We start from the raw sequence: 23,834 nt of genomic DNA, 5'->3' as shown, positions 1-23,834 counted from the left end.
AGCTCCGACATATCGTTTAAAAAAAACCAAACACCAAATACTTGAAAAGCAGACTAAATAGCCTGCTTTTGAAATATTTTTGCAACCACGTTGCCAAACTGTAATCTGGAGCTCTTATCGAGATTTGAACTCGAGACCTCTCCCTTACCAAGGGAGTGCTCTACCACTGAGCTATAAGAGCAAATATTAGCACTTCAAACAATGGAGCGGGAGACGAGGATCGAACTCGCGACATGCAGCTTGGAAGGCTGCCGCTCTACCAACTGAGCTACTCCCGCACGATGTTGGTACTTACCACTTTGAAGTCTTAAAATTGGTGGTGAGGGAAGGATTCGAACCTTCGAAACTTTCGTAGCGGAGTTACAGTCCGCCCCCTTTGACCGCTCGGGAACCTCACCATTTTTACACTTACATCAGTGTCGTTCTTTACTTCGCACTCCAAACTCTCTAAGATGGTGCCGGCACACGGATTCGAACTGTGGACCTACTGATTACAAGTCAGTTGCTCTACCAACTGAGCTATGCCGGCGTTTCTTAGTGTTTCGTACGTTTCGTATCGGAACGGTGTGCAGTTTAGCAAAACTCAGAATCCATGCAAGTGTTTTTTTCAAAAAAAACGCCAAAAACTCACAAAATCAATCCGTTTGATGATAATTCAACCGCTTTGATCACTGCACGAGCTTTTATTTGGGTTTCATTCCATTCTGACTCAGGATTTGAGTCCGCAACCAGCCCTGCTCCAGCCTGAACATAGACCTTATTTTCACGAATCACGCAGGTACGAATGGCAATCGACATGTCCATTTCACCATGCCAGCCTAAATAACCAACAGCGCCGCCAAAAATTCCGCGTTTTACTGGCTCAACTTCGTCAATAATTTCCATGGCACGAATTTTTGGCGCACCAGAAAGTGTTCCAGCCGGGAAAGTTGCCTTAAAAACATCCAGCGCATCCACATCATCCCGCACTTCACCTTGTACATTCGACACAATGTGCATCACATGCGAGTAACGTTCGATCACCATTTGATCAGTGACTTGCACTTTACCGATTTTGGATACTCGACCGACATCATTTCGGCCTAAGTCAATCAGCATTAAGTGCTCGGCAATTTCTTTTTCATCAGACAGTAAATCTTTTTCCAGTGCCAGATCTTCTTCCTTGGTCTTGCCACGTGGACGCGTACCCGCCAGTGGACGAACAGTCGCAATGCCATTTTCCAGACGTGACAGAATTTCAGGTGAAGAGCCGACAATATGGAACGGCGTATTGTCTTCTAGGGTCTGCCCTTGCACGAGGAACAGGTAAGGTGATGGATTAAGATGACGTAATGCGCGATAGACCTGTAAAGGCTCACCATCGAAATCAGAAACCATACGATGACCCGGCACGACCTGCATCACATCTCCGGCACGAATGTACTCTTTTACCTTTTCAATAGAGGCAATAAAGTTGTCATGTCCAGTTAAAGACTCAAAGTGCGGTGCTGTATGTTTTTCTGCTTTCAGGCTCACTGGTGTTGCCAGAATATTTTCCAGCTCATCCAGCTGCTGCTGCGCTTTCTCATAAGCTGCCTGATCCGCTGCATCGGCATGGACAATCAGGAACAGGGTATCTTTCAGATTATCGAATACGATGACGGTTTTGGACAGCATCATCCAGATATCTGGCAAGCCTACCGGATCAGCTTCAGGCACATTTTTTAGCTTAGGTTCGATATAACGTACTGAGTCATAACCAAAGTAACCGACAAGACCACCGGTAAAGCTTGGTAAGGCTGGAAGTTCTGCCTGGGTCGGTACTTTAAACTGTGCCTGAAAGTCACGGATATACTGGAATGGATCGGCACAGTGCTGTTTTTCAATAGAGCCATCTGGATGCTGAACAGTCAGTTCACCCGCATTACAGGAGAATACAGTCGATTCACCCAGGCCGATAATTGAATAGCGCGCCCAGTTTTCTCCCCCTTCCACAGATTCGAACAGATAAGCCTGTTGGTGCTGTTTTAGACGGGCAAAGATAGATAAAGGAGTATCAGTATCAGCCAGGCGCTGGCGGTATACAGGAATCAGGTTGTAGCCTTGAGATGCAAGTTGCTGGAATTGAGCTGAAGTTGTCATTCGGTTTTTCTCTTTAAATTAGGGTTACTCAGTATGGAAATGGAATTGGACTGAGCGACGCCATCGAAAAACCTTACAACTATTCATCTTATTTCCTTCGTACCCTATTTAAGCAAGCAACTCACGTAGATCATCGACAATTTCTTGAGGATCACAGTCTGCTATATTTTCACCATGATTATAGCCATAGCTGACTACAATACAATCTATACCCGCACGGCGTGCAGCTTCAATGTCATTGACCGAATCACCAATCATCAGTATCTGCTCTTTGGTCACGCCATAATGTTCTACACAATGCAACAACTGACGCGGATCTGGCTTACGCTCGGTAAAGCGATCACCACCAATCGTGTCATCAAAGTATTGCGCCATTTCCAGAATATCCAGAATACTGCGTGCCGGTTCTTCTGGTTTATTGGTCACACAGATCAGTTTTTTATCGTTAGCCTTACCCCATTCCAGAAACTCGATAATTCCGTCAAATGGCTTGGTATCTACACAAGGATCGGCATTATAAATTTCCAGGAACGTCGCAAGTAATTCCTGATGCTGGGCGGGTAATACTTCTCCCACCAAATGCTGGAGTACGCTTTCACAGAACTTGGACGTTCCTTTACCGATCCACACCCGTACCTGCTCCTCAGTCACCAGGGGTAGCTGCAAGACATTCAGGCTCATATTCATGGCTCGATACAGATCATGGGCTGAATCCACCAAGGTACCATCCAGATCGAATAAAATCAGCTTACGTTGTTCCAGTTGTGCAATTGACATCCTGCCCCTCATTTTCTTTATTTGCAGCCATAAAAAAGGCATGCGTGATGCATGCCTCGATTGTAACCAATCATGGGCTTATTTAAACAACACCCAGGCGATAATCGCCAAAATAATCAGAACGATTAGTGAAATCAGTCCAATAGATGCATTTTTCTGTGCTTCTTTTTCCTGCTCTACACGAGAAACAGGCTGTTCCACCGGAATCGGTGCGGGTTCTGGCTTAACCGAGCTCAGGTCTACCCCTTCAGCAATAGGCGCAGGTTTTGGAATACCGACATTGGTCGGCATACCATCACGAGTCAAGTTGACTGAAGCATCACGCTCTTTCAATTCTGGAATGCCCTGCTCATTCATCTGCTGGGCAGGAGTTTTCTCAACCGTTTCGATTTCTTCAACCACTTGCTCTGCTGTTTCTTCAACTTCTGGCGCCACTTCAACAGGCGCTACAGGTTCAAGAACCAGAAATTTCAAGCTGGCAAACTGGACTACATCGTCTTGTTTTAATCGCGTTTCCTGCTCAATACGCAAGTCATTCACGAAAGTGCCATTAGATGAGCCTAGATCCTGTACCCATAGTGCATCGTTTTTCAGCAGAAAAGCAGCATGCTTACGCGAGATTTCCGCAGCCTGCAGCACAATATCAGCCGCCTGATGACGCCCTACCAGCATGTCACGGTCGATTGCTATTTCCTGTCCGGTCAAGTCATCGGTAATTGCCTGTATTTTCCAAGTCATGAAATCTACTTCTCTATTTTCTTTGACATTATCATAACATGCTGTATGCAAATGCGAATGGTCTAGCTTTTGGGTCTAAGTGTGGTTGTTGTAACGGTATTTCTACTTTTTTCAACCTGCTGGACTGGCTGCTGTACCACTTGTCGCTGAATCCCCGGCTCAATTGCTACCGGTGTAGCTACTGCTGTAGCTGACGGCGTTGGTGCTGGGGCACTTGGGACATTCTGGTAGGTCGAATTCGTCAGTGGTGTCTTGGAAACTGGAATACGCTGCTGATACACATCTTCAACACTTTCCGGCAGCTTGGCAAAATTACCGTCTGAATCGAGTGCCAATTGCAGGCTATAGAGTTGACCATAACGTTGTTGGGCTAGTTTACGTACTTCGTTTTTATCACCTACAATTGTTGGATGAATGAATATTAACAAGTTACGTTTTTGATTAGATTTACCTTCAGCGCGGAATAAGCGTCCTATGCCTGGAATCGCTCCCAGACCTGGAACAGCTTGACGTCCATACGTAGTATTATCCGAGATTAAGCCACCGAGTACGATGGTTTGCCCATGTTCAGCCAGAATCGAAGTTTTAATTGCACGCTTGCTGGTCACCAAATCCTGTGCTTGTCCACGATCTCGATTGACAGCAGAGACTTCCTGTTCAACTTCCAGACGTACCGTACCATCTTCACCAATGTGTGGTACGACTTTCAAAGTGACCCCGACATCTTTACGCTCAATGGTGGTATAAGGATTAGCCACGCCTGAGCCACTGGTCGAAACCGAACCGGTCACAAAGGGCACATTCTCACCTACGACAATATAGGCTTCTTCATTATCCATGGTTACAATCGACGGCGTAGATAACAGGTTAGACTTGGTGGTTTCTTTCAATGCCTGAATCATCGCACCATACAGGCGACGTGAACCATCACTGCCTTCCTGAAAATCTCCAATCACAATGGAACTACCCGCACCCACAGTACTTGCAGCACCTAAGCCACCACCTGCGAGATAGCCCGCCGCAATATTTCTCAGACTAGTACCAAACTTATCGAAGTTAATTAAGCCAATTCCGCTGCTGATATCCCCCAAAGCCCATTGCACACCCAGCTGGTCCGCATCTGTCCCTTCTACTTCAATAATTGCAGCTTCAATCAGAACCTGTTGACGGCGCACATCCAACTGATCAATCGCAGATTCAATTTCACGCATCAGTTGCGGGTCTGCTTTAACCACCAGAGAATTCTGCGTGGCATCCGCAATAATACTGACGCCATTGGCATTAAAGCTGCTAATCCCGCCCTGCTCGGTTTTCATGCCTGTATTTAACTGAATGTTGGATGCGGTTGAGCTGTTTGAGTTAGTAGTACTGTTGTTATTCAGGTTATTAGTCGAATTATAAGAAGACGAGCTGGAAGAAGAATTATCCAAACCAGTATTGACTGCCTGCCCTGTCACTAACCCCTGCAAAATTTCCGAAAGATTCTTGGCACTGGCATATTTCAAACGGAAGACTTTTAAGCCCCCCAGACGGTCTGCTGCAGGCACATCCAGTGTTTCAATAATCTGACGAATGCGCTTGCGTGTCGCTGGATCCCCTTTAATCAGAATACGGTTGGTACGCACATCTGCCATGACCCGTATCCGTGAACCACGCAGATCTTTAGCTGCACCTGTCGCTGCCATTGAATCAATCAGCTCGATCATTTCTTCGGCCTGACTGGATTGCAGGCTAATGGCTTCAATATCATTCTGGCCCGTGCCATCCAGATTACGGATGATGGTTTCCAGCTGATAGATATTGGTCGCCCGGTCCGACACAATCAGTGCATTGGTACCTGGAACGGCAGCCAAATGGGCAAACTGTGGCATCAACGGACGCAGGGCTGGAATCAGGTCATTCGGATTGGTATTTTCCAGCCAGATCACGCGAGTGACAATCTGGTCACCAGTCGCACGATGACGTGCATCATAGGGAATCCCGGAGCTTTTGACATTGCTGTCTGGAACCAGCTTGATGGTATTTCCTGAAGGAATGGCCACTACACCATTGACATTCAAGACCCCTAAAAACAGGTCATAAACTTCGTTTTTATTCAGTGGCTTGTTGGAAATGACCGTGACATTACCTCGAACCCGAGGATCTACCGCAAAATTTTTACCGGTAATATCCGCCACTTCATTAATGAAGGCGGTTAAGTCTGCATCCCGGAGATTGATTTTCCAGGTTTGCGCATAACTTGCCGTACTGACCATAGCAACCAATGGTGCGGCCACACAGAATGCCCATGCTGATCGATTATTATTAAATAAAGCCATAAACTTTTGTGTTTCCTAACCCTATGCGTGATGACACATCACTTCAAATCCTGTTGTATGGTCATCACCTGATCACCACGTTTTATTTCTAGTTTGACCTGACCTTCACGTCGAGCCTGTTCCAGTAATTGTGCTTCGGTTTGTCCCTGTGACAGGGTCTGACCATTCAAAGACAAAATCCGGTCTCCCGGTCTTAATCCCAAGCGATTACGCAGTGCAGCCGGTGTCCGTGAAGTGACTTCATAACCACCCTCTGCTGCACTTACCCCCATATTCTGTAAGTACTGGTCCTTATTTTCCTGCATCTGCTGGATAGCCCGATTGATTTCACTCTGCGGTGAAGGTTGCTCAGGCATACCACTTTCCGTATGCATCGGAGGCATCGGATTTGAAGATGCTGAGGTATCCGGCACGATTGGCTGGTTTAAACCATTTTCCAACCCTTTAAACAGGATTTCTTGGGTCGCACCGCTTGATTTACGCAAAATCACCCGGTCCCAATACACTTCAGCCAGCGTAAAACCGCTATTCCCCAATACCTCTCCGACCCGATAACGGTCAGACTGGTCATTAATTTTCAAGACTGCTGAAGAGTTATAGCTTGGGCTCGCCACCACAACCCCCTGCAAGACAATATTGGCAGTTTCAGCAGTGTTCGCTGCGTAAGTAGTTTCCTGAAATAGTGAAAAGGCACTAATATTTGGCACTTGAGTCTGTTGTGACCCCAGTTCTACCTGATCAATCTGCATCGCTTGTGGCGGAGCCACCAGAAGCCAGAATAAGGCGGCCAATTTCCAGCATAAATACAGAATCAGCAGGAATAATAAAATTGGAGCAACACGCTCCGTCTGTTTCAGATCAATATTTTTAAAATAATCGAGTGGGCTTGCCATCAGTTGAAGCCCCCCATCAAAGGCTGACGGGTACTAATCACATAAGTATCCAGTCCAGCTTTACCGGTATAAGAAGGAGCATTGAGTAAAAAGCGCTGTGTCAGCTGAATATCCAGCATCAGGCTTGGATCCAGTTTAATATTCAACATACGTTGATCACGATTATCACGTACGTCCAGCAGCAGCTGCCCATTCTCATCGGATAACTGACCACTTAGAACCGGTACATTCATACGCTCCTGACGCTGGGCAAACGTGTAAATCAGTTCACCACCACTCCATTGCATCTGACCGTCTACATGACTAAAGCCTTGCTCTTTTTTATATTTAAAATCGAGTTCTTTAAACTGAATCGGGTTGGTAGGCCATTGCCAGTCGGCAATCTTCTTTAAAGTTTCAGGTGCAAGCTGTCCCTCAAGGTTTTTGACGGTTAAAGTTTTATTCAAACCATAGCCCATCACACCCGAAAACTGGGTATTACCGCTATGCAGATCAATATTTGCACCTAATCTCAGCAACAACAGGTCCAAAGGACGAACCTGCCAGTTCAGACTTCCCCGAAGATTACCTTTTTTCCAGTCCGCACTTCCCTGCCAGATATTCCCGCTTACATTATGTAAGACCTGATTATTTTTATAAAATTTTGAAATTAACCAAGCTGCAGGAACTTGCAGAATTATAAAGACAAAAAAGGCTAGAATTGCAAATATCAACCATTTTAATGTTTTCGGCTTATTGCTCATCCCGCCACGACCAACCTATCCAATCGAAACCCCTAAATTTATAGTTTTGTCATTTTATAATCACATTATGCACACTTTTTCTCTGACGCCAATTCATAGGCATAAAAAAACCAAGCAGGATGTGCTTGGCTGATCAATCACAGGCCGTATGCATAACAGCCTGATGATGAATAATGCGGCAGAAGGATTAGATCACGAAATCTTCCAGTTTTGCGCCTTTCTCTAATTCAGCAACTAACCAGCGTGGCTGTTTACCGCGACCAGTCCAGGTGTCTTCCGGATTGCTTTTACTGCGATAACGTGGCTCTACAGACTTACGTGCAGTTTTTTTACGTTTAGAAGCACCAAACTCAAGAAGCTGTTCAATCGTTAAGCCTACTTTGTCGGCAATATCCAATACCTGATGATAAGCATCTTCAATTTCCTGATCTTTTTTCAAAGCAATTAAAGACTCAGCTTCTGCTTGTAAACGTTTTAACTCTTCAACTGATAAATTTGTAATGTCTGGCATCATGTTCTCCAATAAATAGCATTATTTCTTTTAATAAATAACGAACCCATCATATTTATATTAAGTGTAATATTCAATATAAAATTTTAAATGTATAACAATAAACTTAAGGGTCATTACAAAATTAATCATTAAATTAGAGATGAAACTCAATATTAAATTTCATGTTGTACAGTTAATTCTAGCGATTTTATTTTTTCTCGAATATGTTCAGGTATTTCAGTTTTCTGCATATTTTTATTTAAACATACAATTACTGCTTCGGAAGTAGCTACGATACTTTGCTGCTGTTCACTCCATAATAAATAATGCATTCTGACTGCACTATTCCGAATTTCATCAATTCGTGCCGCCACTTTTAATTGATCTGGATAAACCACAGGTTTTAAATAACGGCATTGATTTGAAGCCACTACTGTTAAAATATCTTCATCAAAAATATTTAATTTACCCAAATAAGCCAAACGGGCACTTTCTATATAACGGTAATACATCGCATTATTAACATGCCCAAACGCATCCATGTCTCCCCATGCAACAGTTTGCGAATAAATCACCGGATATTGTTGTAATTCTGACATTATTTCCTCAAATTCTGATTTCGATAAAATTAACATTCGATTCAAATACGGCATTTAACTGCTGTATTAAATCATCTCTTCCCTGCAATACAGATTTAATTCTCAAATAGCTCATGCGGATGTCATCTGGATAGAGATCCAGCAATTGCTGAGCTTCTTCTACCCGGCCAGTCGCCTGTAGAATATGCCATTTGGCAAAACTTAATATTGGCAGTGCAGTATATTTTGCATCCCAAACTGAGATCTGCTGCTCAATATCTGCATAATCTGGAAACTGCTTTAATAACTGCTGCTGGAACCATAAATAGAATACATCCTGATTAAATTGGAGTTCCAGTAAGTGTTTAGCAAGGCTTTCATGCTCAACGCTCATTTCCGGCATTCTAAATAATAGTTTCAACCATAATAGCTTGACTTCATAGTCACGATTAAATATGTCCTGTTTTAAATCCAGATAACGTTGTTTTAAATATCCCAAATCATCTTCAGTAGCTTGGTCATAAGCTATTAATAATTGCTGCAGCCATATTTTTTTTACTTCTTGGTCTAAATGTCCATATTTGGTTGAACGTAAATATAACCAGGGAAACTGTAAGGCGAATTGCCCCCATAAAGCATTTAAACGCTGCTCATAAGCGGTTTTGACCCGTCTTAACCAGGGAGATAACTCATGCTGATTTAAAAATTCTAGGTGAGTTAATGCCTGCTGACCATCCTGCTGCGATAAATAGATTTCAATCCGCTGTAATTCTGCCAGTTCAAATGCCATGGGATTGGACTGATTTAAACTACTTAATGCTTCGCTATATTGTTGCTGTCCCCAGGATAATCGGGCATCAATAATATACTTGAGCAATCCCGACTGATTAAAAGACTGCTGGATAAAATCCCGTTGATCTTGTGCAGCATTTAATAACCAAACTACGGCTAACTGCTCATAAGGATGCAAGCGGGCAAAGCTGAATACCGTTTCCTGTTTACGCTGTTTAAAGCTGAGATAACGCTTGGTCGCATACCACAGCATATGCATCAGAAAGCTGATTACGATAAGCAAGCCCACCAGGAACCAGAAAGTGGTCTGGATTTGTAGTCCGCGCCAATACAGATAGACATAGCCCGCACCATAACCATAGCTCAGTACGCTCAAGATCGCTAAGCCCAGCAAACCAACCAGTAAATAAGCAAGTAAAATCTGTTTCATAAGCAATTAACCGATCAGGGTACGCGTATTGAGCTGAGGAGTAGGCGTCTGAGGTGCTATCTTAATTTGCTCCAGTCGCTGAATCCATTGTTTGCTTTGCGCATCCGGAAGTTGAGCCAATACCTCGATCACACTTTTCAGGGCTTGCTGGAAAGCTACCTGCTGTCCTTGCTGCACACTATTTTCTGCAATCAGTAAACGCAGCTGAGCTTCTTTTAAGACCAGATTACGCTGCATTAAGACTGCACTCGGTTTCTCGACTGATTCAATCTGAATCCAGCGCTGCCAGAATGAGCTTTGGGCTGTAGCGCGGTGCTGATGCTGCACCTGGATTTCCTTTTCCATCTCAATATCAATCTGTTGCAGCAATTCTTTTAATTTATTCTGTTGTACTAAACGATTGTTGATGAACTGCTTAAGGACTTCCCGATCCTTGTCAATCGCCTGATTCAGGCTACCCAGAAGAGCAGGTGCCAGTTCTAGATGTTCAAGCTGATTGGATAATTGATTCAACTTTTCCATAGCCATTGCATATTGTTGCTGCTGCAAGGCAAACTCAACCAGATCCAGATATTGCTCGACCAAAGGCAGATCATCCTGCAAATCAGCCCTAGGAGTATCCTGAACTGTCCCCTTGTTCGGTGTTTCAGGGCTTAACGCTTGGCCCGTAGCAACTTGACGTTTTAAGGCCACCATCTGATCATTCAGATTGGCATTCTGCTGTTGCAGTTGCTTCAAATTCTGGGTCAATTCAGTCTGTGCTGAATTTAAGCCAAACAGGTCATAGCTCAGCTTGGCAATCCACGCTAAGCTCAAGATGAAAAAAACAATAAATAATTTTTTCATGCGTTTCCTAGTACATAAGTAGCTGCTGCAAAATCGTCGATCCGCTTAAGTCCTCTAACTGAGCGAATTGAAAACCAGCCTGATGTTGCTGTTGATATTCCCCAAGCATGGCAGCCAAACGCGGCCCCAAAACCAAATACAATGCCCGATTAATGAGATGCGGATACGGCTGCATCAAGGCTAGCCAGTTAAGCCAGCTCGCTTCACTGCTGACCAAGACTGCATAACGGGGATTAGCTTCAAGGCTCGTCAAATGTTTAACTAATATCTCGGAAGTCACTGGCGGACACTGACGATCATATAAAATGAAATTCAATATATGAATTTGCTGATCCTTTAAATGCTGCATCATAAATTGACGCCCACCTTCACCTCGCCAAAAGGCGACAGTTGATCCGGTAGCTAATTGCTGTAGCACAGGCAATTGCAGCATCCCTTCCGAAGTCTCCACATCAGGCACATAACTCTGGATACCGTAGCTTGCTAAAGCCCGCTCGGTAGCTTTACCCACAGCGACCCACTGGACACTTCCAAGATCATGCAATGATAGGCCTGCCTGCTGCAAATATTGCATGCCAATTTGGGCAGCGGTCGGACTCACGACGACAATCAGTTTTGCTTGGGGTAGCTGCCTAAATAAACTGGCTAGCTCATCCGTATAAGGCTGCTGTACCAGTTCTAGCAAGGGCAACTCTATCACCGGAATCTGCGCTGTCTGTAGGGCTTGCGTTAAATTTGCAGCACGATCACTCGGACGGGTATTAATGAACAACATTATTTTGAATAAAGGGCTTTCAGTAACTCGCCTGCACCCTGATCTAGTAGATCTTTGGCCAGCTGCACGCCCAATTGCTCTGCATCTGCCATGGTTCCACTTTGCTGTGCGCGTAGCAAAGTTGCGCCATCTACGCTACCGACCCGGCCTTCAATCGAAATGACACCTTCATTTAAAGTGGCATAGCCTGCGATTGGCACCTGACAGCCACCTTCCAGATAGGCATTAAAGGCACGTTCGGCACGGACACAGGCATCAGTTTCTACATGTAACAGAGGCTGGATTAAATCTAATACCGCTTGATCTCCACTCCGGCATTCCAGGCCCAGTGCACCCTGTCCTACTGCGGGTAAACTTACTTCAGGCACAATACTATGACGAATACGATCTGCAAGGCCCAAGCGTTTTAAACCGGCACTGGCCAGGATGATTGCATCATACTGACCTGCATCCAGTTTGGATAAGCGTGTACCAACATTACCGCGTAAATCGATAATCTCAAGGTCCGGACGCTGTTTTAAAATCTGGGTTTTACGGCGCAAGCTGGAAGTTCCAACTTTGGCACCTTGAGGCAATTCGTCAAAACTGGCATAAGTATTTGAGACAAAAGCATCCAGTGGATCTTCACGTTCACAGATGACTGCCAAAGATAAGCCTTCAGGCAAAGCCATTGGCACATCTTTCATTGAATGGACTGCCAGATCAGCACGACCATCTAGTAAGGCTGCTTCTAATTCTTTTACAAATAAGCCCTTACCGCCAATTTTAGCCAATGGCGTATCAAGAATTTTATCACCCTGTGTAACAAAAGTGACTAACTCGACCTGAAGTCCAGCATGCAGGTCCTGTAAGCGTGCACGGATATGTTCCGCCTGCCAGAGCGCAAGTGGACTTTGTCGAGTAGCAATTTTTAGGGTCTTCATAAATTTCAATAAACAGTCAATGAGAACAATAGTCTAAACTTAACCTGCTCACTTGAAAATGCAAGCGAATTTATACAAGTTTCAATACTGGTCCAGACGAACTCATTGATCCGTTTAGAGTTTCTGAATCCGTTCCCGCAAGAATGGCAAATGACGCCGGCTGACCGCCAGACGCTCTTCCAGTTCACGACAACGCACCTGATACTGGCCGGAACTCACCACTTCCAAGCCTTCCAGATAGTGAACCGAAACCAGTGCATTACGGTGAATCCTGATGAACTGATGTCCAAACTCCTGTTCCAACTCCTTCAGGGTTTCATCAATCAGGACACTGCCGTTTTTATGGCGTACGGTCACATATTTTTGATCCGCCAGAAAATAATAGATATTTTCAACTGGCACCAATTCGACCCCGCGATAGGTCTTTGCCGCAATTTGATGGCGGCTGATATTGATTTCTTCCATATTTTCTTTTTGTTTTAGTTGGCTCATTTGAGCTTGGGTAAGTTTAATTAGATGCTCTAAAACCTGTGCCAATTCCTGTTGCATCACCGGTTTAAGCAGGTAGCCGTCTGCATTAGACTTGAATGCATCCAGCGCGTGTTGGTCATAGGCCGTACAAAAGACAATAGCCGGCATCGGGTCGAGCTGACGCAAATGCTGCGCACAGGTCAAACCATCCATTTCAGGCATTTGAATATCTAATAAGATGACATCAGGTTCATGCTGGTGAGCCAGATCAATTGCTTGACGACCATGCGTAGCTGTTGCAACCACATCATGCCCCAGTTGAGAGACTAAACGTGATAGTCGCTCGACAGCCAAAGGCTCATCGTCACAAATCAGGACGTCCATTTCTCCTCCTTAATCCAGTCAACATTATTCATTTGATTATAAGTTAACTGTGATTTCCTTGATTTCTTTTTATTTATAGCGATATTGCACAACCGTGGTAAACACCCCTCCACCGGCGAAAGTTTGAAACGTCATCGTAGGTCCGTAATAAGCTTCCAGACGCTGTCTGACATTTTCAATTGCAATACCATGTCCCTTTTTTAATGTTTTATTATCCTGCGTATAGGGGTTTGTTATGATGATATTAATTTGATTTTGCAAGATTTCAATCAATATGCTTATGGTACTCTTTGTCAAAATTTTTTCAACTCCATGGAAAATACTATTTTCCACTAGGGGTTGTAAAGTCAATAATGGAATTTGGACTTGTGAGTATAAGTCTTTGTTTTCTAATTTCCATTCGACCTGTAAACGCTCTCCCAGACGAATCTGTTCAATCTCCAGATAGCGCTGGCAGAGTTCAATTTCTTCCTGCAACTTGACCAGTTTCAATTCCTGAAAACTGGCCCGAAATAAACGGGACAAATTCAGCAACATTTGTTCGGCTTTGTCCGGGTCAATACTGATCAGGCTGATCACGCTATTCAAACTATTAAATAGAAAATGCGGATGAATCCTGGCTTGCATGGCCTGAATCCGTGCATTTAATTCACTGTGCTGCTGCTGTGCCCATTGTTCACGCAAATACAGATAGCGAAAACAGAACATGCCTAACAGGATACCAAAACTCAGATGTAGACCGACCTGATCCAGTGCGACTGCCAGACTCAATCCTTGAAAATTCAAATTACTGCCAAAATAAGTCAGCACATTCAGACTGGTCGTAGTCACCAAAACAATCGCCTGTAATAGCAGAAATCCGCAGATTAATGCCAGCTTAATCCCCATACGTTGAAAGTGCTGATGAAAAAGCTCGACTAGCGCTGCAAAACATAACAGTATCCAGTTGATATACAGCATATATTGAAGCAGATCTGCCAGATTGAGTGCCTGCCAGGACTGTGCTTTTGCCAAGGCTAAGACCATGGCCAGCACATTGCCGCCAATAAACATTTCCAGCAAATAGTGCAGCTTGCCGATCTGGCTAAAAAAATAGGAGCTTTGCGCTGATCTAGTCGGAGATGTAAAAGATTGATCGACTTGGACTTCGGCAACGGGCTTTGAATTTGTTATACTCTTTTTCGTTCTACTGCTTTTAATCTGATTGAGCCGACATGACCACATCTTCTAATTCCTCAAATCCATCACAAGCCCAGACTTCGGGTATGTGGGGCGGTCGTTTCTCTGAAGCGACTGATGCTTTTGTTGCTGAATTTACAGCATCTGTTCAATTTGACCAACGTTTTTATAAACAAGACATTGCAGGCTCGATTGCACATGCAACCATGCTGGCAAAAGTTGGCGTACTGACCGAACAGGAACGTGATGACATTATCGAAGGTCTGACTGCCATTAAAGCAGATATTGAAGCAGGTAACTTCGAATGGCGCATTGACCTTGAAGATGTGCATATGAACATTGAGTCGCGCCTGACTCAGCGTATCGGCATCACCGGTAAAAAATTGCATACGGGCCGTAGCCGTAATGACCAGGTTGCCACAGATATCCGTCTGTATGTCCGTGATGAAATTGATGCCATCCTGGAATTACTGAAAAAATTGCAAAAAGGCATCCTGGGTCTGGCAGCTAAAAACACCAATACCATCATGCCAGGTTTTACCCATCTGCAAACTGCACAGCCAGTGACTTTTGGTCATCACTTAATGGCTTGGTTTGAAATGCTGGTACGTGACTCTGAGCGTCTGATTGATTGCCGTAAACGTGTTAACCGTATGCCACTCGGTTCTGCTGCTCTGGCAGGTACGACTTACCCGATTGACCGTGCTTATACCGCTGAGCTTCTAGGTTTTGAAGCTGTTGCTGAAAACTCACTTGATGCTGTTTCTGACCGTGATTTCGGTATTGAATTCAATGCTGCGGCATCTTTAATTATGATGCACCTGTCACGTATGTCTGAAGAAATGATCCTATGGACATCGGCTCAGTTCAAGTTCGTAAATATTCCAGACCGTTTCTGTACTGGTTCATCTATTATGCCGCAGAAGAAAAACCCGGATGTACCTGAACTGATCCGTGGTAAAACTGGCCGTGTATATGGTGATCTGATGAGCTTGTTGACCCTAATGAAAGGTCAACCGCTTGCTTACAACAAAGATAACCAGGAAGACAAAGAACCATTATTTGATGCGATCGATACCGTCCGTGGTTCATTAATGGCATTTGCGGATATGATTCCTGCGCTTGTACCAAACATCGAAATTATGCGTGAAGCAGCACTTCGTGGCTTCTCAACGGCCACTGACCTGGCAGATTATCTGGTAAAAAATGGCGTAGCATTCCGTGATGCACACGAAATTGTGGGTAAAGCGGTAGCTCTGGGTGTACAGGAAGGTAAAGACCTGTCTGAACTGACACTTGAGCAACTGCAACAGTTCTCTGATCTGATTCAGGCAGATGTATTCGAAAAAGCCCTGACCTTAGAAGCATCTGTGAATGCACGTAATCACATCGGTGGTACTGCACCTGCACAGGTTGAAGCTGCGATCGAACGTGCGCATGCTCGCCTAGAGAAACTTTACGCTTAATTGCTTTCGCTTTAAATTGGAGTATTGATATGTCTCGACAAGTTTTTTGCCGTAAGTATCAACAAGAAATGGAAGGTTTAGACTTTGCACCATTCCCGGGTGCAAAGGGTCAGGAACTGTTTGATACGATATCTAAACAGGCTTGGCAAGAATGGCTGAAACACCAGACCACGCTGATCAATGAAAAGCGTTTAAACGTGTTTGAACCGGATGCGAAAAAGTTCCTTGAAGAGCAACGCGAGAAGTTCTTTAACAATGATGAATCATTGGAAAAAGCTGAAGGTCTAAAGCCTGAAGAAAAATAAGGCGCTGCCTTATTTTTCTTCAAGACAAGCACCGAAGGTGCGCGTAGGTCAACATTTGAAAAGCTCCATAAACGGGGCTTTTCTTATATCAAAAGCACTGCTCCGCCACGCCGCAAGATAAGCAGCTATGCTGCGCGTAGGCTTTAAAAAGAATCTCCGTTATGGGAGATTCTTTTTTATGTACTGCTCTAAAAATTACTCAAGACAAGCGAAGCGCGTAGTTTCAAATGTCAAAAAGGAGCCTGACAAGGCTCTTTTTTTTATGAATACTGCAAGAGCTAAACTGCGTTTTAACTAAGCAAGACAAGCGCATAATTTTACTTGTCAAAAAGGAAATCTATGAAAGATTCCCCTTTTAGTTTAAAGCCCTACTCTTTTTGTTTTTTACACAAGACAAGCAGCTATAAGTTCATAGAATAAAAAAACTCCTTACATGGAAATTTTTTTATCTAAGCTCAAGCTTTTCTCTTACGTAAATTAAGCGAAAGGTATCACTTCGAATGCTATAAAAAAGTAACCTATAAAAAGAATTCCCTTTTTAATTTGAAAATTACTTCTTCATCAGATCATGAGTTAAATACCTGACAAGAGACTCCTCGGATATTCTTTTTCTATAGATACTCTATTTCAGATACTCTATTTCTCTTAAAAGCACTCTAAAAACTATTTTAACTTTCATGAAATCGAAAATTATTGACCTAAAAAACAGGCTCAAAACCTGTCATTTTCCTACCGTGTTTTTTAAATTTAAGCAGCCATTATCTTACTGAAAAGCAATCAGATTTGTATCAAAATAATCAATTGTAAATTCTGTATACATTGCTCTCACAAAACACAACATTCAGCTACAAGAAACCACATGATTTTGTGGAAGGTGCTCCCTATAATGACCAGCAAGAAGATGAGATATCTTTGAATAACTATAATAATAACTGAGAAATACCCCCGATTTCATCCCAGTTCTTCCCCCAAAGGCTGGGTATTTTTTTGCCTGCTATTTTTATATTTCCTATTTCAGCTATAAAAAAAAGCCCCTTTAAGGAGCTTTTATTGATTAAGGCTGTTTCAGATATGGCCAGGCTGCTTTTAGATAAATAAACATTGACCATAAGGTCAGTACCACAGCTGTATATAGCAAAGCATAAGCCAGCATTTCTAGCGGTGGCCAGTTCAGCAGGAAAACCGTAATTGCGATCATCTGGAACGCGGTTTTGTATTTACCCACTGTCGACACCGCCACACTGGTACGCGCACCGAGTTCAGCCATCCATTCACGTAAAGCTGAAACTGTAATTTCCCGTGAAATAATCACAATCGCTGCAAAAGCCATCGAGATCGAAGGTTGCCATTGCACTAAGACAATAAGCGCAGCAGCGACCATCAACTTGTCTGCAACTGGATCCAAAAAACGACCAAAAGCAGACGTCTGATTCAGAGTACGCGCCAGATAACCATCAAACCAGTCAGTGACTGCAGCCACTACAAAAATTGTCGTTAAGATAATATGCCGCGTCACATCAGGACTGGTTTCATTAAATCCCATTGCCGGTGGCCAATATGCGACCAATAAAAAAACCGGAATCAGGATAATACGAGCCAAGGTCAAGATATTTGGAATATTCAGGATACGACCTGTAGTCATAGACACCGCCAATTGTTCCCCTCATGTACGATGAAAATGCACACTTTTTTCGAGGTTTAATCCATCATTAATACGCTTCACTTTATACGAATTGACTTGAAGTGTCACTAGGCAAACACCGTCACTGTCTGTCTGGCCATCGCAATCAGCCGATTTTCTGCATCCCACAGATAGGCATGTTCTGTTGAATAACCGTCAGCCGCATGGTCGGTAATCACTTTATATTTAAACCAATCATGTAGCTGATGCTGCACTGGATGCACATAGGTTACAGTCCAGGTCAGGCTGCTCGCTGGGGCCAGTGTTTGAAACATCGGTAACACCCCAGGTGGCCAGATGTCAAAAATGGCCATCAGGTCAGCTAACTGAAATTCACGGTCAGAATGTTGATCTGGATGGAAGCGGCACCAGCCTTCAAAATCAGGACGTACACTTGAACTGCACGGCAGATTCAAATCCGCCCATCTGAGTTCAAAATGATCAAAACACTTTGGAAGCTTGAACTGTGCAGGAATCTGGAACAGGGTTTCAGGAGGAGCATAATCCGGAGCCTGGATTTCCTGATGTACCTGAATGCTAGAATCGCGCGCTACGCCGAAACTGGCAATCAGAATGCTCTGAACAGCCTCATCCTGCCATAGACGCACTTCGATGGTAGTGACCGATTTGCCTTCACGCAGAATTTCCGCAGTTAGGCGTGCTTTGCCTTCCTGTACCGGGCCAACAAAAGTCACACTGGTACTCAGCAGACGTTTAGTAGGATCATTGATTATTACCACGGCTTTTTGCATCATGACTGCAGCTGCAAGTCCACCGTAGATGGTTCTTCCTTGTCCCCAGCCTGGCGGCATTTCAATCCATTCTTGCTGCGCAATTTGTGCGTACAGTGTTTGCAAAGACATATCGATCCTTCAACTTTGTCTGATGAACCGATATATTGCTGGAAAAATCTATGAATAGAAATGACCTTTGACTCGAAGGTCAATGTGCATTTTTGCACTTGTAATTGATGTAAAACAATTACTCATGCAGAACTTTATAAATCATCCGGGCCATCACGGAACCCAGACCTGGTACCAGTTGCAGGTCTTTTTCTGAAGCTTTAAGCACACCCTGAATCCCGCCAAAATGGGTTAATAAATCACGACGGCGCTTCGGCCCCAGTCCCGGAATTACCTCCAGTACCGATGAACCCCGTTTTTTATCGCGTTTGGCCCGATGTCGGGTAATGGCAAAACGGTGGGCTTCGTCACGTACCTGCTGGATCAGATGCAGGGCCTTATGATCTTCTGGAAGCTGGATCTTACCGCCATCGGTAAAATGCAGGGTTTCCAGACCCGGCTTACGTCCTTCGCCTTTAGACACACCGACCATAAAGGCATCCAGTCCAAGTTCCTGCATGACTTCCATCGCCATATGCAATTGCCCTTTACCACCGTCAATCAGCAGCAGATCTGGCAGCATGGCTTTTTTATAACGACGGGTTAAGGCCTGACGCATCGCGGCATAGTCATCACCCGCCTGAATATCATTGATAGAAAACTGGCGATAATCACGTTTGCGCGCACCTCCACTATCAAAGACTACGCAAGAAGCAACCGTATCTTCACCCATGGTATGTGAGATATCGAAACACTCAATCCGATCTACCGGTCGTCCCACAACTTCTTCTAACTGATGGAAACGTTCATTCAGTTCAAAGTGATTGGCCAGCTTGCCCTGAATGGCATGCTGTACATTCATCTGTGCAAGTTCCAGCCATTCGGCACGGGTTTCCCGAACTTTGGATTTGATCTGAATTTTCTTGTCAAAATGTTGAGAAAGTGCGGCTTCCAGCTCCTTCCGATCTGGCATTTCAATATTTACGATCAGTTCAGAAGGAATTTCATCGGCAACCTGGAAGTAGAAGTTGGCAATAAAATCCGAGAGCATTTGTCCCAGATCGTCACTCAGCATATCCGGAAAATAGCCTTTACCGCCGAGCATCTTGCCATTACGCACATGCATGATCTGCACACAAGTTACGCCTGCCTGGTAGGCAATCGCCAGAATATCTGCCTCACCTTTGACTTTATAAATCGCCTGCTGGGCCTGTACATCACGCAGTAATGCCATCCGGTCACGATAAAATACCGCCTTTTCAAATTCCAGATTTTCTGCGGCTGCTTCCATCTTGGCAATCAGTTCCTGATTCAACTCTTTGGTATCGCCTTGCAGGAAGCGAATCGAATTATTGACATCTTCCTGATAATCCTCAGGTGAAATCAGACCCACACAAGGGCCGGAACAGCGCTTGATCTGATATTGCAAACAAGGTCGAGTACGATTGGCAAAGAAACCATTCTCACAAGAACGTACATTGAATAATTTTTGCAGAATAACCAAAGTATCGCGGGCATTGTAAGCACTCGGATAAGGTCCAAAGAACTTGCCGACCTGATGTTTGCCCTTGCCACGACCGCTGGCAATCCGCGGATAGGGCTTGTCTGCAGAGACAAAAATATAGACATAGGATTTGTCATCACGCAGCATGATGTTATACGGTGGACGATGCAGCTTGATCAGGTTTTGCTCTAGCAATAAAGCTTCAGTTTCTGAACGCACCACCAAGGTTTGAATGTCGTAAATCCGTGCCACCAAAGCTTGAGTCTTGGGATGATCAAGGGTTTTGACAAAATAACTGGACACCCGATTTTTCAGATTTTTGGCTTTTCCCACATATAAGAGTTCGCCATCTTTGCCATACATCCGGTAGACCCCGGGTAAGGTGGTCATATTGGCCAAGATTTTTTCAATATGAGGGCGTGCGTTCTCGTTCACCTAAAACCTATTTTTTACCTGCAATATGCAGATATATGTGATGTTTAATGTGTCATTTTCAAGCGATGACACAAAATTCACCCGAACTGTCATCGAAAGTGAAACAGGTTATGCCCAGACCGCCGTATTTATAAGCAACCCAATATGGTCTGATTGCTAAAAGCTATAAGTCGCCTGAACTAACTTTGCTATGCTCGACAGGTTCAATCTCGAGATGATCCAAGATGACAAGTTCCCAATCCGGTATTCATGTTGTGCAACCTGCCACCTCTAGCCATAGCCAGTCTGAGCGTGACCGTTTAATTGGGAAACCGCGTTTTCATTTTGAACCTCAGGCTGTGATGCAGTTGCTACGGGAACGGATCATCGGTCAGGATGCGGCCTTAAATGAAATTGAAAAAATGCTGCATGTGGTCAAGGCTGACTTTTCCAGTCCTGAACGTCCGCTTTCGGTTACCTTAATGCTTGGCCCGACCGGTGTCGGCAAAACCGAGACCGTGCGTCTGATTGCCGAAGCAATTTATGGCCGTCCTGATGCTTTCTGCCGGATTGATATGAATACTTTGGCGCAGGAACATTATGCAGCTGCCCTGACTGGCGCGCCTCCGGGTTATGTGGGCTCTAAAGAAGGCCATAGCCTGTTTGATGAAACCGCTATTGCCGGAAGCCATACCCGTCCCGGCATCATGCTGTTCGATGAACTGGAAAAAGCCAGTACTGAAGTCATTCGTGGCCTGATGAATGTCCTGGATACCGGTCGACTGACGTTGACTGCTGGTACCAAAACCATCGATTTTCGTAATTGCATGATTTTTATGACCAGTAATGTCGGTGCACAAGCCGCGCAACAATATCTGGAAAAGCTCAGCTATCTGCCGCAAAAAATGCAGCAACTATGTCTGAAAAAAGTACCGACCCAGCAGATTATTGAAAAAGTCATGCAGCGCAAGTTCGATCCTGAATTTTTAAACCGGATTGACCGTACCTTGCACTATCAGGCTGTCCAAAATGATGCCCTGCCACGACTGGTTGAGATTGAGCTGGATAAATTAAATCAACGTCTGCAACATCAGAAACGACAGATTCACCTCACTGATGCAGCCAAGGCCCATTTTTATCAGGGTCATGACATCCGTTATGGCGCCCGTCATCTGGGCCGGAAAATACGGACTGAACTGGAACCAGTCTTAGCGATTTATTTTTTAAACCATCCAGAACAGCTACAACTCCATCTGGACTGTATTAATGGACAACTGCTAGTTCGGCCTCAAGCCTCCGATTCCAATTAAACTGTTTGATGTGCTTGAATCGCCTGAATCAATGCATCCGGGTCTTTAGGTGAAATCAGGACATATTTTTGTTGATCTGCCAACGTATAGCTAATTTTTAAACGCTTGAAAGACAAAGCAGGTGCAATTTCTGAGTGATCTGTAGGCTGGATATTCTGAATTGAATTAAGCGGAATTTGCCAGCTCAGCCATAGGCTTTTAATGGTCAACTGCCCATCCTGCACGATATAACGGGTACTCCAAACCGGCCACCACACCAAGAGGATTGTGAGTATATAGACTGCGGTATGCACCGGATATTGAGCCATCGTCCCTTTGGCCTGCATGGTCAGTAGTAATTGCAATAACAAACCACTCATACAGATTAAAAATGCCAGCAACCACCAATCTTTTTTGGAACGAAATACACGCATCATCTTCCCCCTATTTTGTTTTATCTTACACAAAATCAGAATGATGTGGTGAATCTCTGCAAGTAATAAAAAACGCCCATGTGGGCGCTTTATTTTTTATGTTGCAGCTTAGGCAAACAGATAAGGACGAATAAAGATCAGGAAGAAAATACCCAGCATCAGGAACCATTTCAGGAAATAGTACAGCTGGCGGTTCTGTGCTTTTAAAGCTTTGGCTTTTACCCGGAGTTGATAGACATAACCAAAGACTTTGTTTAAGCCACCAGTCTGATCCCCAACCTCATTCGGTGAACTGGCTGCTGTCATCACTTTTTTACCAAACCAGTGATTGAAGCGTTCCATCCAGCGGGTTTTTAAAGGTCGCTCGACATCAGCAAAGAAAATGATCCGGTTCTGGTCAGTCTTGTTTTCGGCATAATGAATATAGGTTTCATCAAATACCACGCTCTCGCCGTCGCGCCAGGAATAACGCTGACCATCGACATCGATAAAGCAGCGGTCATCATTCGGGGTCATTAAGCCCAAGTGATAACGCAATGAACCGGCATAAGGGTCACGATGACGGACCAAACGGCTATCGGGTGCCAGCTCGGTAAACATGGCCGCTTTAATGGTAGGCAAAGTTTTGAGCAAGGCGGTAGTTTTTGGGCAGAGTTCTGCTGCAGAGGGATGCGCCGAGTCATACCATTTTAAATAGAAGCGTTTCCAGCCAGTCTTAAAAAATGAGTTAAACCCCAGGTCATCATATTTGCTCGAAGCCTTGATCCCGCCTTTTTGATAGAGTGCCTGTGCTTCGTCACGAATCATTTCCCAGTTTTCATCCAGCACTTTTAGGTCTTTAAAATGCTGCGTATCGATATAAGGCTGATTCGGTACGCTTGAAAAGGCGTACATCAGAAAATTGATCGGTGCAAACAGGGTCGAATGGTCAAAAAACTGGCGATAAAAAGAATGCCGAACTGTGCCACGTCGCTGAATATATAACGCTGAGATGACAAAGATGGCCAAAATAATCCACTTAAGCATATCAATACCCAAAAAATCCTAGCCCTAAAAAAGAACGGGGAAAAATAAAAAAGTCACATCTGGGCCGCATTATAACAAAGCTGCTTTTGCTCTCCCTACCCGCTTGTAGAACACAGCGTTGCATACATTTTCTTACATCCGTATCGAATAATTTGAATCTCAATTGACTATTTTGACCAAAACACCACACAGCAAACATTCCCTATCTGGTCAATTTACGTTATAAAAACAGCGCGACAGCAATAAAAAAGTGAAATTGAAACAATAACTTCATTACACTGCGATAACGGTTCACTGTATTCCGGACATGACAACGCCTTGATTGAGCGATGAAAATTGATGACCCTTGCGTCACGGCTTGATACAACTTGTGTTGTTCTTTTTGGATATAGTTATCGTAAGATTAGCGAAG

General features: G+C 44.2%; 22 protein-coding genes and 4 tRNA genes. 3 read left to right on the top strand and 23 right to left on the bottom strand.

The window, feature by feature from the left end; genetic code table 11:
• Positions 1-106: 106 nt before the first annotated feature.
• The 18 genes from FTU00_RS01070 to FTU00_RS00985 form a co-directional block, all read right to left on the bottom strand.
• Positions 107-181, bottom strand: a tRNA-Thr gene (locus FTU00_RS01070).
• 21 nt (positions 182-202) lie between these two features.
• Positions 203-278, bottom strand: a tRNA-Gly gene (locus FTU00_RS01065).
• Between the two features lie 36 nt (positions 279-314).
• A tRNA-Tyr gene (locus FTU00_RS01060) sits at positions 315-398 on the bottom strand.
• Between the two features lie 55 nt (positions 399-453).
• Positions 454-529: transfer RNA gene (locus FTU00_RS01055), tRNA-Thr, on the bottom strand.
• A gap of 98 nt (positions 530-627) precedes the next feature.
• Positions 628-2,121, bottom strand: a complete 1,494-nt coding sequence (gene trpE, locus FTU00_RS01050; RefSeq protein ID WP_159123742.1) for an anthranilate synthase component I — start codon at positions 2,119-2,121, stop codon at positions 628-630.
• A 108-nt stretch (positions 2,122-2,229) separates the two neighbouring features.
• Positions 2,230-2,898, bottom strand: coding sequence for a phosphoglycolate phosphatase (gph, locus tag FTU00_RS01045; RefSeq protein ID WP_180178916.1), 669 nt, complete (start codon positions 2,896-2,898; stop codon positions 2,230-2,232).
• Positions 2,899-2,976: 78 nt separating this feature from the next.
• Positions 2,977-3,636, bottom strand: a complete 660-nt coding sequence (locus FTU00_RS01040) for an FHA domain-containing protein (RefSeq protein ID WP_034171564.1) — start codon at positions 3,634-3,636, stop codon at positions 2,977-2,979.
• 62 nt (positions 3,637-3,698) lie between these two features.
• Entirely contained in the window at positions 3,699-5,954 is a 2,256-nt protein-coding gene (gspD, locus tag FTU00_RS01035) for a type II secretion system secretin GspD (protein WP_180178915.1), read from the bottom strand.
• 38 nt (positions 5,955-5,992) lie between these two features.
• Positions 5,993-6,847 (bottom strand): type II secretion system protein N, encoded by an 855-nt coding sequence (locus FTU00_RS01030; RefSeq protein WP_180012044.1) that lies wholly within the window; start codon positions 6,845-6,847, stop codon positions 5,993-5,995.
• On the bottom strand, positions 6,847-7,590 hold the full coding sequence (gspN, locus tag FTU00_RS01025) for a type II secretion system protein N (protein ID WP_180178914.1): 744 nt from the start codon (positions 7,588-7,590) through the stop codon (positions 6,847-6,849). Before gspN ends, FTU00_RS01030 begins: the two co-directional genes overlap by 1 nt.
• Positions 7,591-7,777: 187 nt before the next feature.
• A complete protein-coding gene (locus tag FTU00_RS01020) occupies positions 7,778-8,104 on the bottom strand; it encodes an H-NS family nucleoid-associated regulatory protein (protein ID WP_079281036.1) in 327 nt (108 codons plus the stop codon).
• Between the two features lie 152 nt (positions 8,105-8,256).
• Positions 8,257-8,682 carry a thioesterase family protein gene (locus FTU00_RS01015; protein ID WP_004781650.1) on the bottom strand — a complete coding sequence of 142 codons (426 nt, stop codon included), beginning with the start codon at positions 8,680-8,682 and terminating at the stop codon, positions 8,257-8,259.
• 7 nt (positions 8,683-8,689) lie between these two features.
• Positions 8,690-9,883: a heme biosynthesis protein HemY gene (locus tag FTU00_RS01010; protein ID WP_180178913.1), complete on the bottom strand. Its 1,194-nt coding sequence runs from the start codon at positions 9,881-9,883 to the stop codon at positions 8,690-8,692.
• Positions 9,884-9,889: 6 nt separating this feature from the next.
• Complete coding sequence (locus FTU00_RS01005; RefSeq protein ID WP_004781647.1) at positions 9,890-10,729, bottom strand: hypothetical protein; 840 nt, start codon at positions 10,727-10,729, stop codon at positions 9,890-9,892.
• A 7-nt stretch (positions 10,730-10,736) separates the two neighbouring features.
• Positions 10,737-11,504 (bottom strand): uroporphyrinogen-III synthase, encoded by a 768-nt coding sequence (locus FTU00_RS01000; RefSeq protein WP_166136799.1) that lies wholly within the window; start codon positions 11,502-11,504, stop codon positions 10,737-10,739.
• A complete protein-coding gene (gene hemC / locus FTU00_RS00995; protein WP_159123732.1) occupies positions 11,504-12,427 on the bottom strand; it encodes a hydroxymethylbilane synthase in 924 nt (307 codons plus the stop codon). Before hemC ends, FTU00_RS01000 begins: the two co-directional genes overlap by 1 nt.
• 114 nt (positions 12,428-12,541) lie before the next feature.
• Entirely contained in the window at positions 12,542-13,282 is a 741-nt protein-coding gene (locus FTU00_RS00990; RefSeq protein WP_005232557.1) for a LytTR family DNA-binding domain-containing protein, read from the bottom strand.
• A gap of 69 nt (positions 13,283-13,351) precedes the next feature.
• Positions 13,352-14,506 (bottom strand): sensor histidine kinase, encoded by a 1,155-nt coding sequence (locus FTU00_RS00985; protein WP_180178912.1) that lies wholly within the window; start codon positions 14,504-14,506, stop codon positions 13,352-13,354.
• On the opposite strand from FTU00_RS00985, the gene argH reads away from it, so the two are divergent.
• Positions 14,497-15,927, top strand: coding sequence for an argininosuccinate lyase (argH, locus tag FTU00_RS00980; RefSeq protein WP_051065353.1), 1,431 nt, complete (start codon positions 14,497-14,499; stop codon positions 15,925-15,927). The two genes, FTU00_RS00985 and argH, sit on opposite strands and share 10 nt — an antisense overlap.
• 29 nt (positions 15,928-15,956) lie before the next feature.
• The gene (locus FTU00_RS00975; RefSeq protein ID WP_004781637.1) at positions 15,957-16,232 is read left to right on the top strand and encodes an oxidative damage protection protein; all 276 of its coding nucleotides are present in this window, start codon (positions 15,957-15,959) and stop codon (positions 16,230-16,232) included.
• A gap of 1,054 nt (positions 16,233-17,286) precedes the next feature.
• On the opposite strand, the gene pgsA is transcribed toward FTU00_RS00975, so the two are convergent.
• The 3 genes from pgsA to uvrC form a co-directional block, all read right to left on the bottom strand.
• A complete protein-coding gene (pgsA, locus tag FTU00_RS00970; RefSeq protein ID WP_004781631.1) occupies positions 17,287-17,874 on the bottom strand; it encodes a CDP-diacylglycerol--glycerol-3-phosphate 3-phosphatidyltransferase in 588 nt (195 codons plus the stop codon).
• A gap of 107 nt (positions 17,875-17,981) precedes the next feature.
• Positions 17,982-18,776, bottom strand: coding sequence for a thioesterase family protein (locus FTU00_RS00965; protein ID WP_180052768.1), 795 nt, complete (start codon positions 18,774-18,776; stop codon positions 17,982-17,984).
• Positions 18,777-18,894: 118 nt separating this feature from the next.
• Positions 18,895-20,694 (bottom strand): excinuclease ABC subunit UvrC, encoded by a 1,800-nt coding sequence (gene uvrC / locus FTU00_RS00960; RefSeq protein WP_180025219.1) that lies wholly within the window; start codon positions 20,692-20,694, stop codon positions 18,895-18,897.
• Positions 20,695-20,918: 224 nt separating this feature from the next.
• On the opposite strand from uvrC, the gene FTU00_RS00955 reads away from it, so the two are divergent.
• Positions 20,919-21,983 (top strand): AAA family ATPase, encoded by a 1,065-nt coding sequence (locus FTU00_RS00955; protein WP_180178911.1) that lies wholly within the window; start codon positions 20,919-20,921, stop codon positions 21,981-21,983.
• On the opposite strand, the gene FTU00_RS00950 is transcribed toward FTU00_RS00955, so the two are convergent.
• On the bottom strand, positions 21,980-22,396 hold the full coding sequence (locus tag FTU00_RS00950; protein WP_180179000.1) for a PH domain-containing protein: 417 nt from the start codon (positions 22,394-22,396) through the stop codon (positions 21,980-21,982). The genes FTU00_RS00955 and FTU00_RS00950 overlap by 4 nt on opposite strands.
• Before the next feature lie 108 nt (positions 22,397-22,504).
• A complete protein-coding gene (lpxO, locus tag FTU00_RS00945) occupies positions 22,505-23,422 on the bottom strand; it encodes a lipid A hydroxylase LpxO (protein WP_159123726.1) in 918 nt (305 codons plus the stop codon).
• Positions 23,423-23,834: the final 412 nt, after the last annotated feature.

The organism is Acinetobacter sp. YH12041, assembly GCF_013419975.1.
GTDB lineage: Bacteria > Pseudomonadota > Gammaproteobacteria > Pseudomonadales > Moraxellaceae > Acinetobacter.
The sequence above is the reverse complement of the archived record's forward strand: the minus strand, read 5'-3'. Positions and strand labels throughout refer to the sequence as shown.

Coding starts and splice junctions, on each gene's coding strand:
- trpE (WP_159123742.1), bottom strand. CDS start 2,121: ATGACAACTTCAGCTCAATTCCAGCAACTTGCATCTCAAGGCTACAAC.
- gph (WP_180178916.1), bottom strand. CDS start 2,898: ATGTCAATTGCACAACTGGAACAACGTAAGCTGATTTTATTCGATCTG.
- FTU00_RS01040 (WP_034171564.1), bottom strand. CDS start 3,636: ATGACTTGGAAAATACAGGCAATTACCGATGACTTGACCGGACAGGAA.
- gspD (WP_180178915.1), bottom strand. CDS start 5,954: ATGGCTTTATTTAATAATAATCGATCAGCATGGGCATTCTGTGTGGCC.
- FTU00_RS01030 (WP_180012044.1), bottom strand. CDS start 6,847: ATGGCAAGCCCACTCGATTATTTTAAAAATATTGATCTGAAACAGACG.
- gspN (WP_180178914.1), bottom strand. CDS start 7,590: ATGAGCAATAAGCCGAAAACATTAAAATGGTTGATATTTGCAATTCTA.
- FTU00_RS01020 (WP_079281036.1), bottom strand. CDS start 8,104: ATGATGCCAGACATTACAAATTTATCAGTTGAAGAGTTAAAACGTTTA.
- FTU00_RS01015 (WP_004781650.1), bottom strand. CDS start 8,682: ATGTCAGAATTACAACAATATCCGGTGATTTATTCGCAAACTGTTGCA.
- FTU00_RS01010 (WP_180178913.1), bottom strand. CDS start 9,883: ATGAAACAGATTTTACTTGCTTATTTACTGGTTGGTTTGCTGGGCTTA.
- FTU00_RS01005 (WP_004781647.1), bottom strand. CDS start 10,729: ATGAAAAAATTATTTATTGTTTTTTTCATCTTGAGCTTAGCGTGGATT.
- FTU00_RS01000 (WP_166136799.1), bottom strand. CDS start 11,504: ATGTTGTTCATTAATACCCGTCCGAGTGATCGTGCTGCAAATTTAACG.
- hemC (WP_159123732.1), bottom strand. CDS start 12,427: ATGAAGACCCTAAAAATTGCTACTCGACAAAGTCCACTTGCGCTCTGG.
- FTU00_RS00990 (WP_005232557.1), bottom strand. CDS start 13,282: ATGGACGTCCTGATTTGTGACGATGAGCCTTTGGCTGTCGAGCGACTA.
- argH (WP_051065353.1), top strand. CDS start 14,497: ATGACCACATCTTCTAATTCCTCAAATCCATCACAAGCCCAGACTTCG.
- FTU00_RS00985 (WP_180178912.1), bottom strand. CDS start 14,506: ATGTGGTCATGTCGGCTCAATCAGATTAAAAGCAGTAGAACGAAAAAG.
- FTU00_RS00975 (WP_004781637.1), top strand. CDS start 15,957: ATGTCTCGACAAGTTTTTTGCCGTAAGTATCAACAAGAAATGGAAGGT.
- pgsA (WP_004781631.1), bottom strand. CDS start 17,874: ATGACTACAGGTCGTATCCTGAATATTCCAAATATCTTGACCTTGGCT.
- FTU00_RS00965 (WP_180052768.1), bottom strand. CDS start 18,776: ATGTCTTTGCAAACACTGTACGCACAAATTGCGCAGCAAGAATGGATT.
- FTU00_RS00955 (WP_180178911.1), top strand. CDS start 20,919: ATGACAAGTTCCCAATCCGGTATTCATGTTGTGCAACCTGCCACCTCT.
- FTU00_RS00950 (WP_180179000.1), bottom strand. CDS start 22,396: ATGCGTGTATTTCGTTCCAAAAAAGATTGGTGGTTGCTGGCATTTTTA.
- lpxO (WP_159123726.1), bottom strand. CDS start 23,422: ATGCTTAAGTGGATTATTTTGGCCATCTTTGTCATCTCAGCGTTATAT.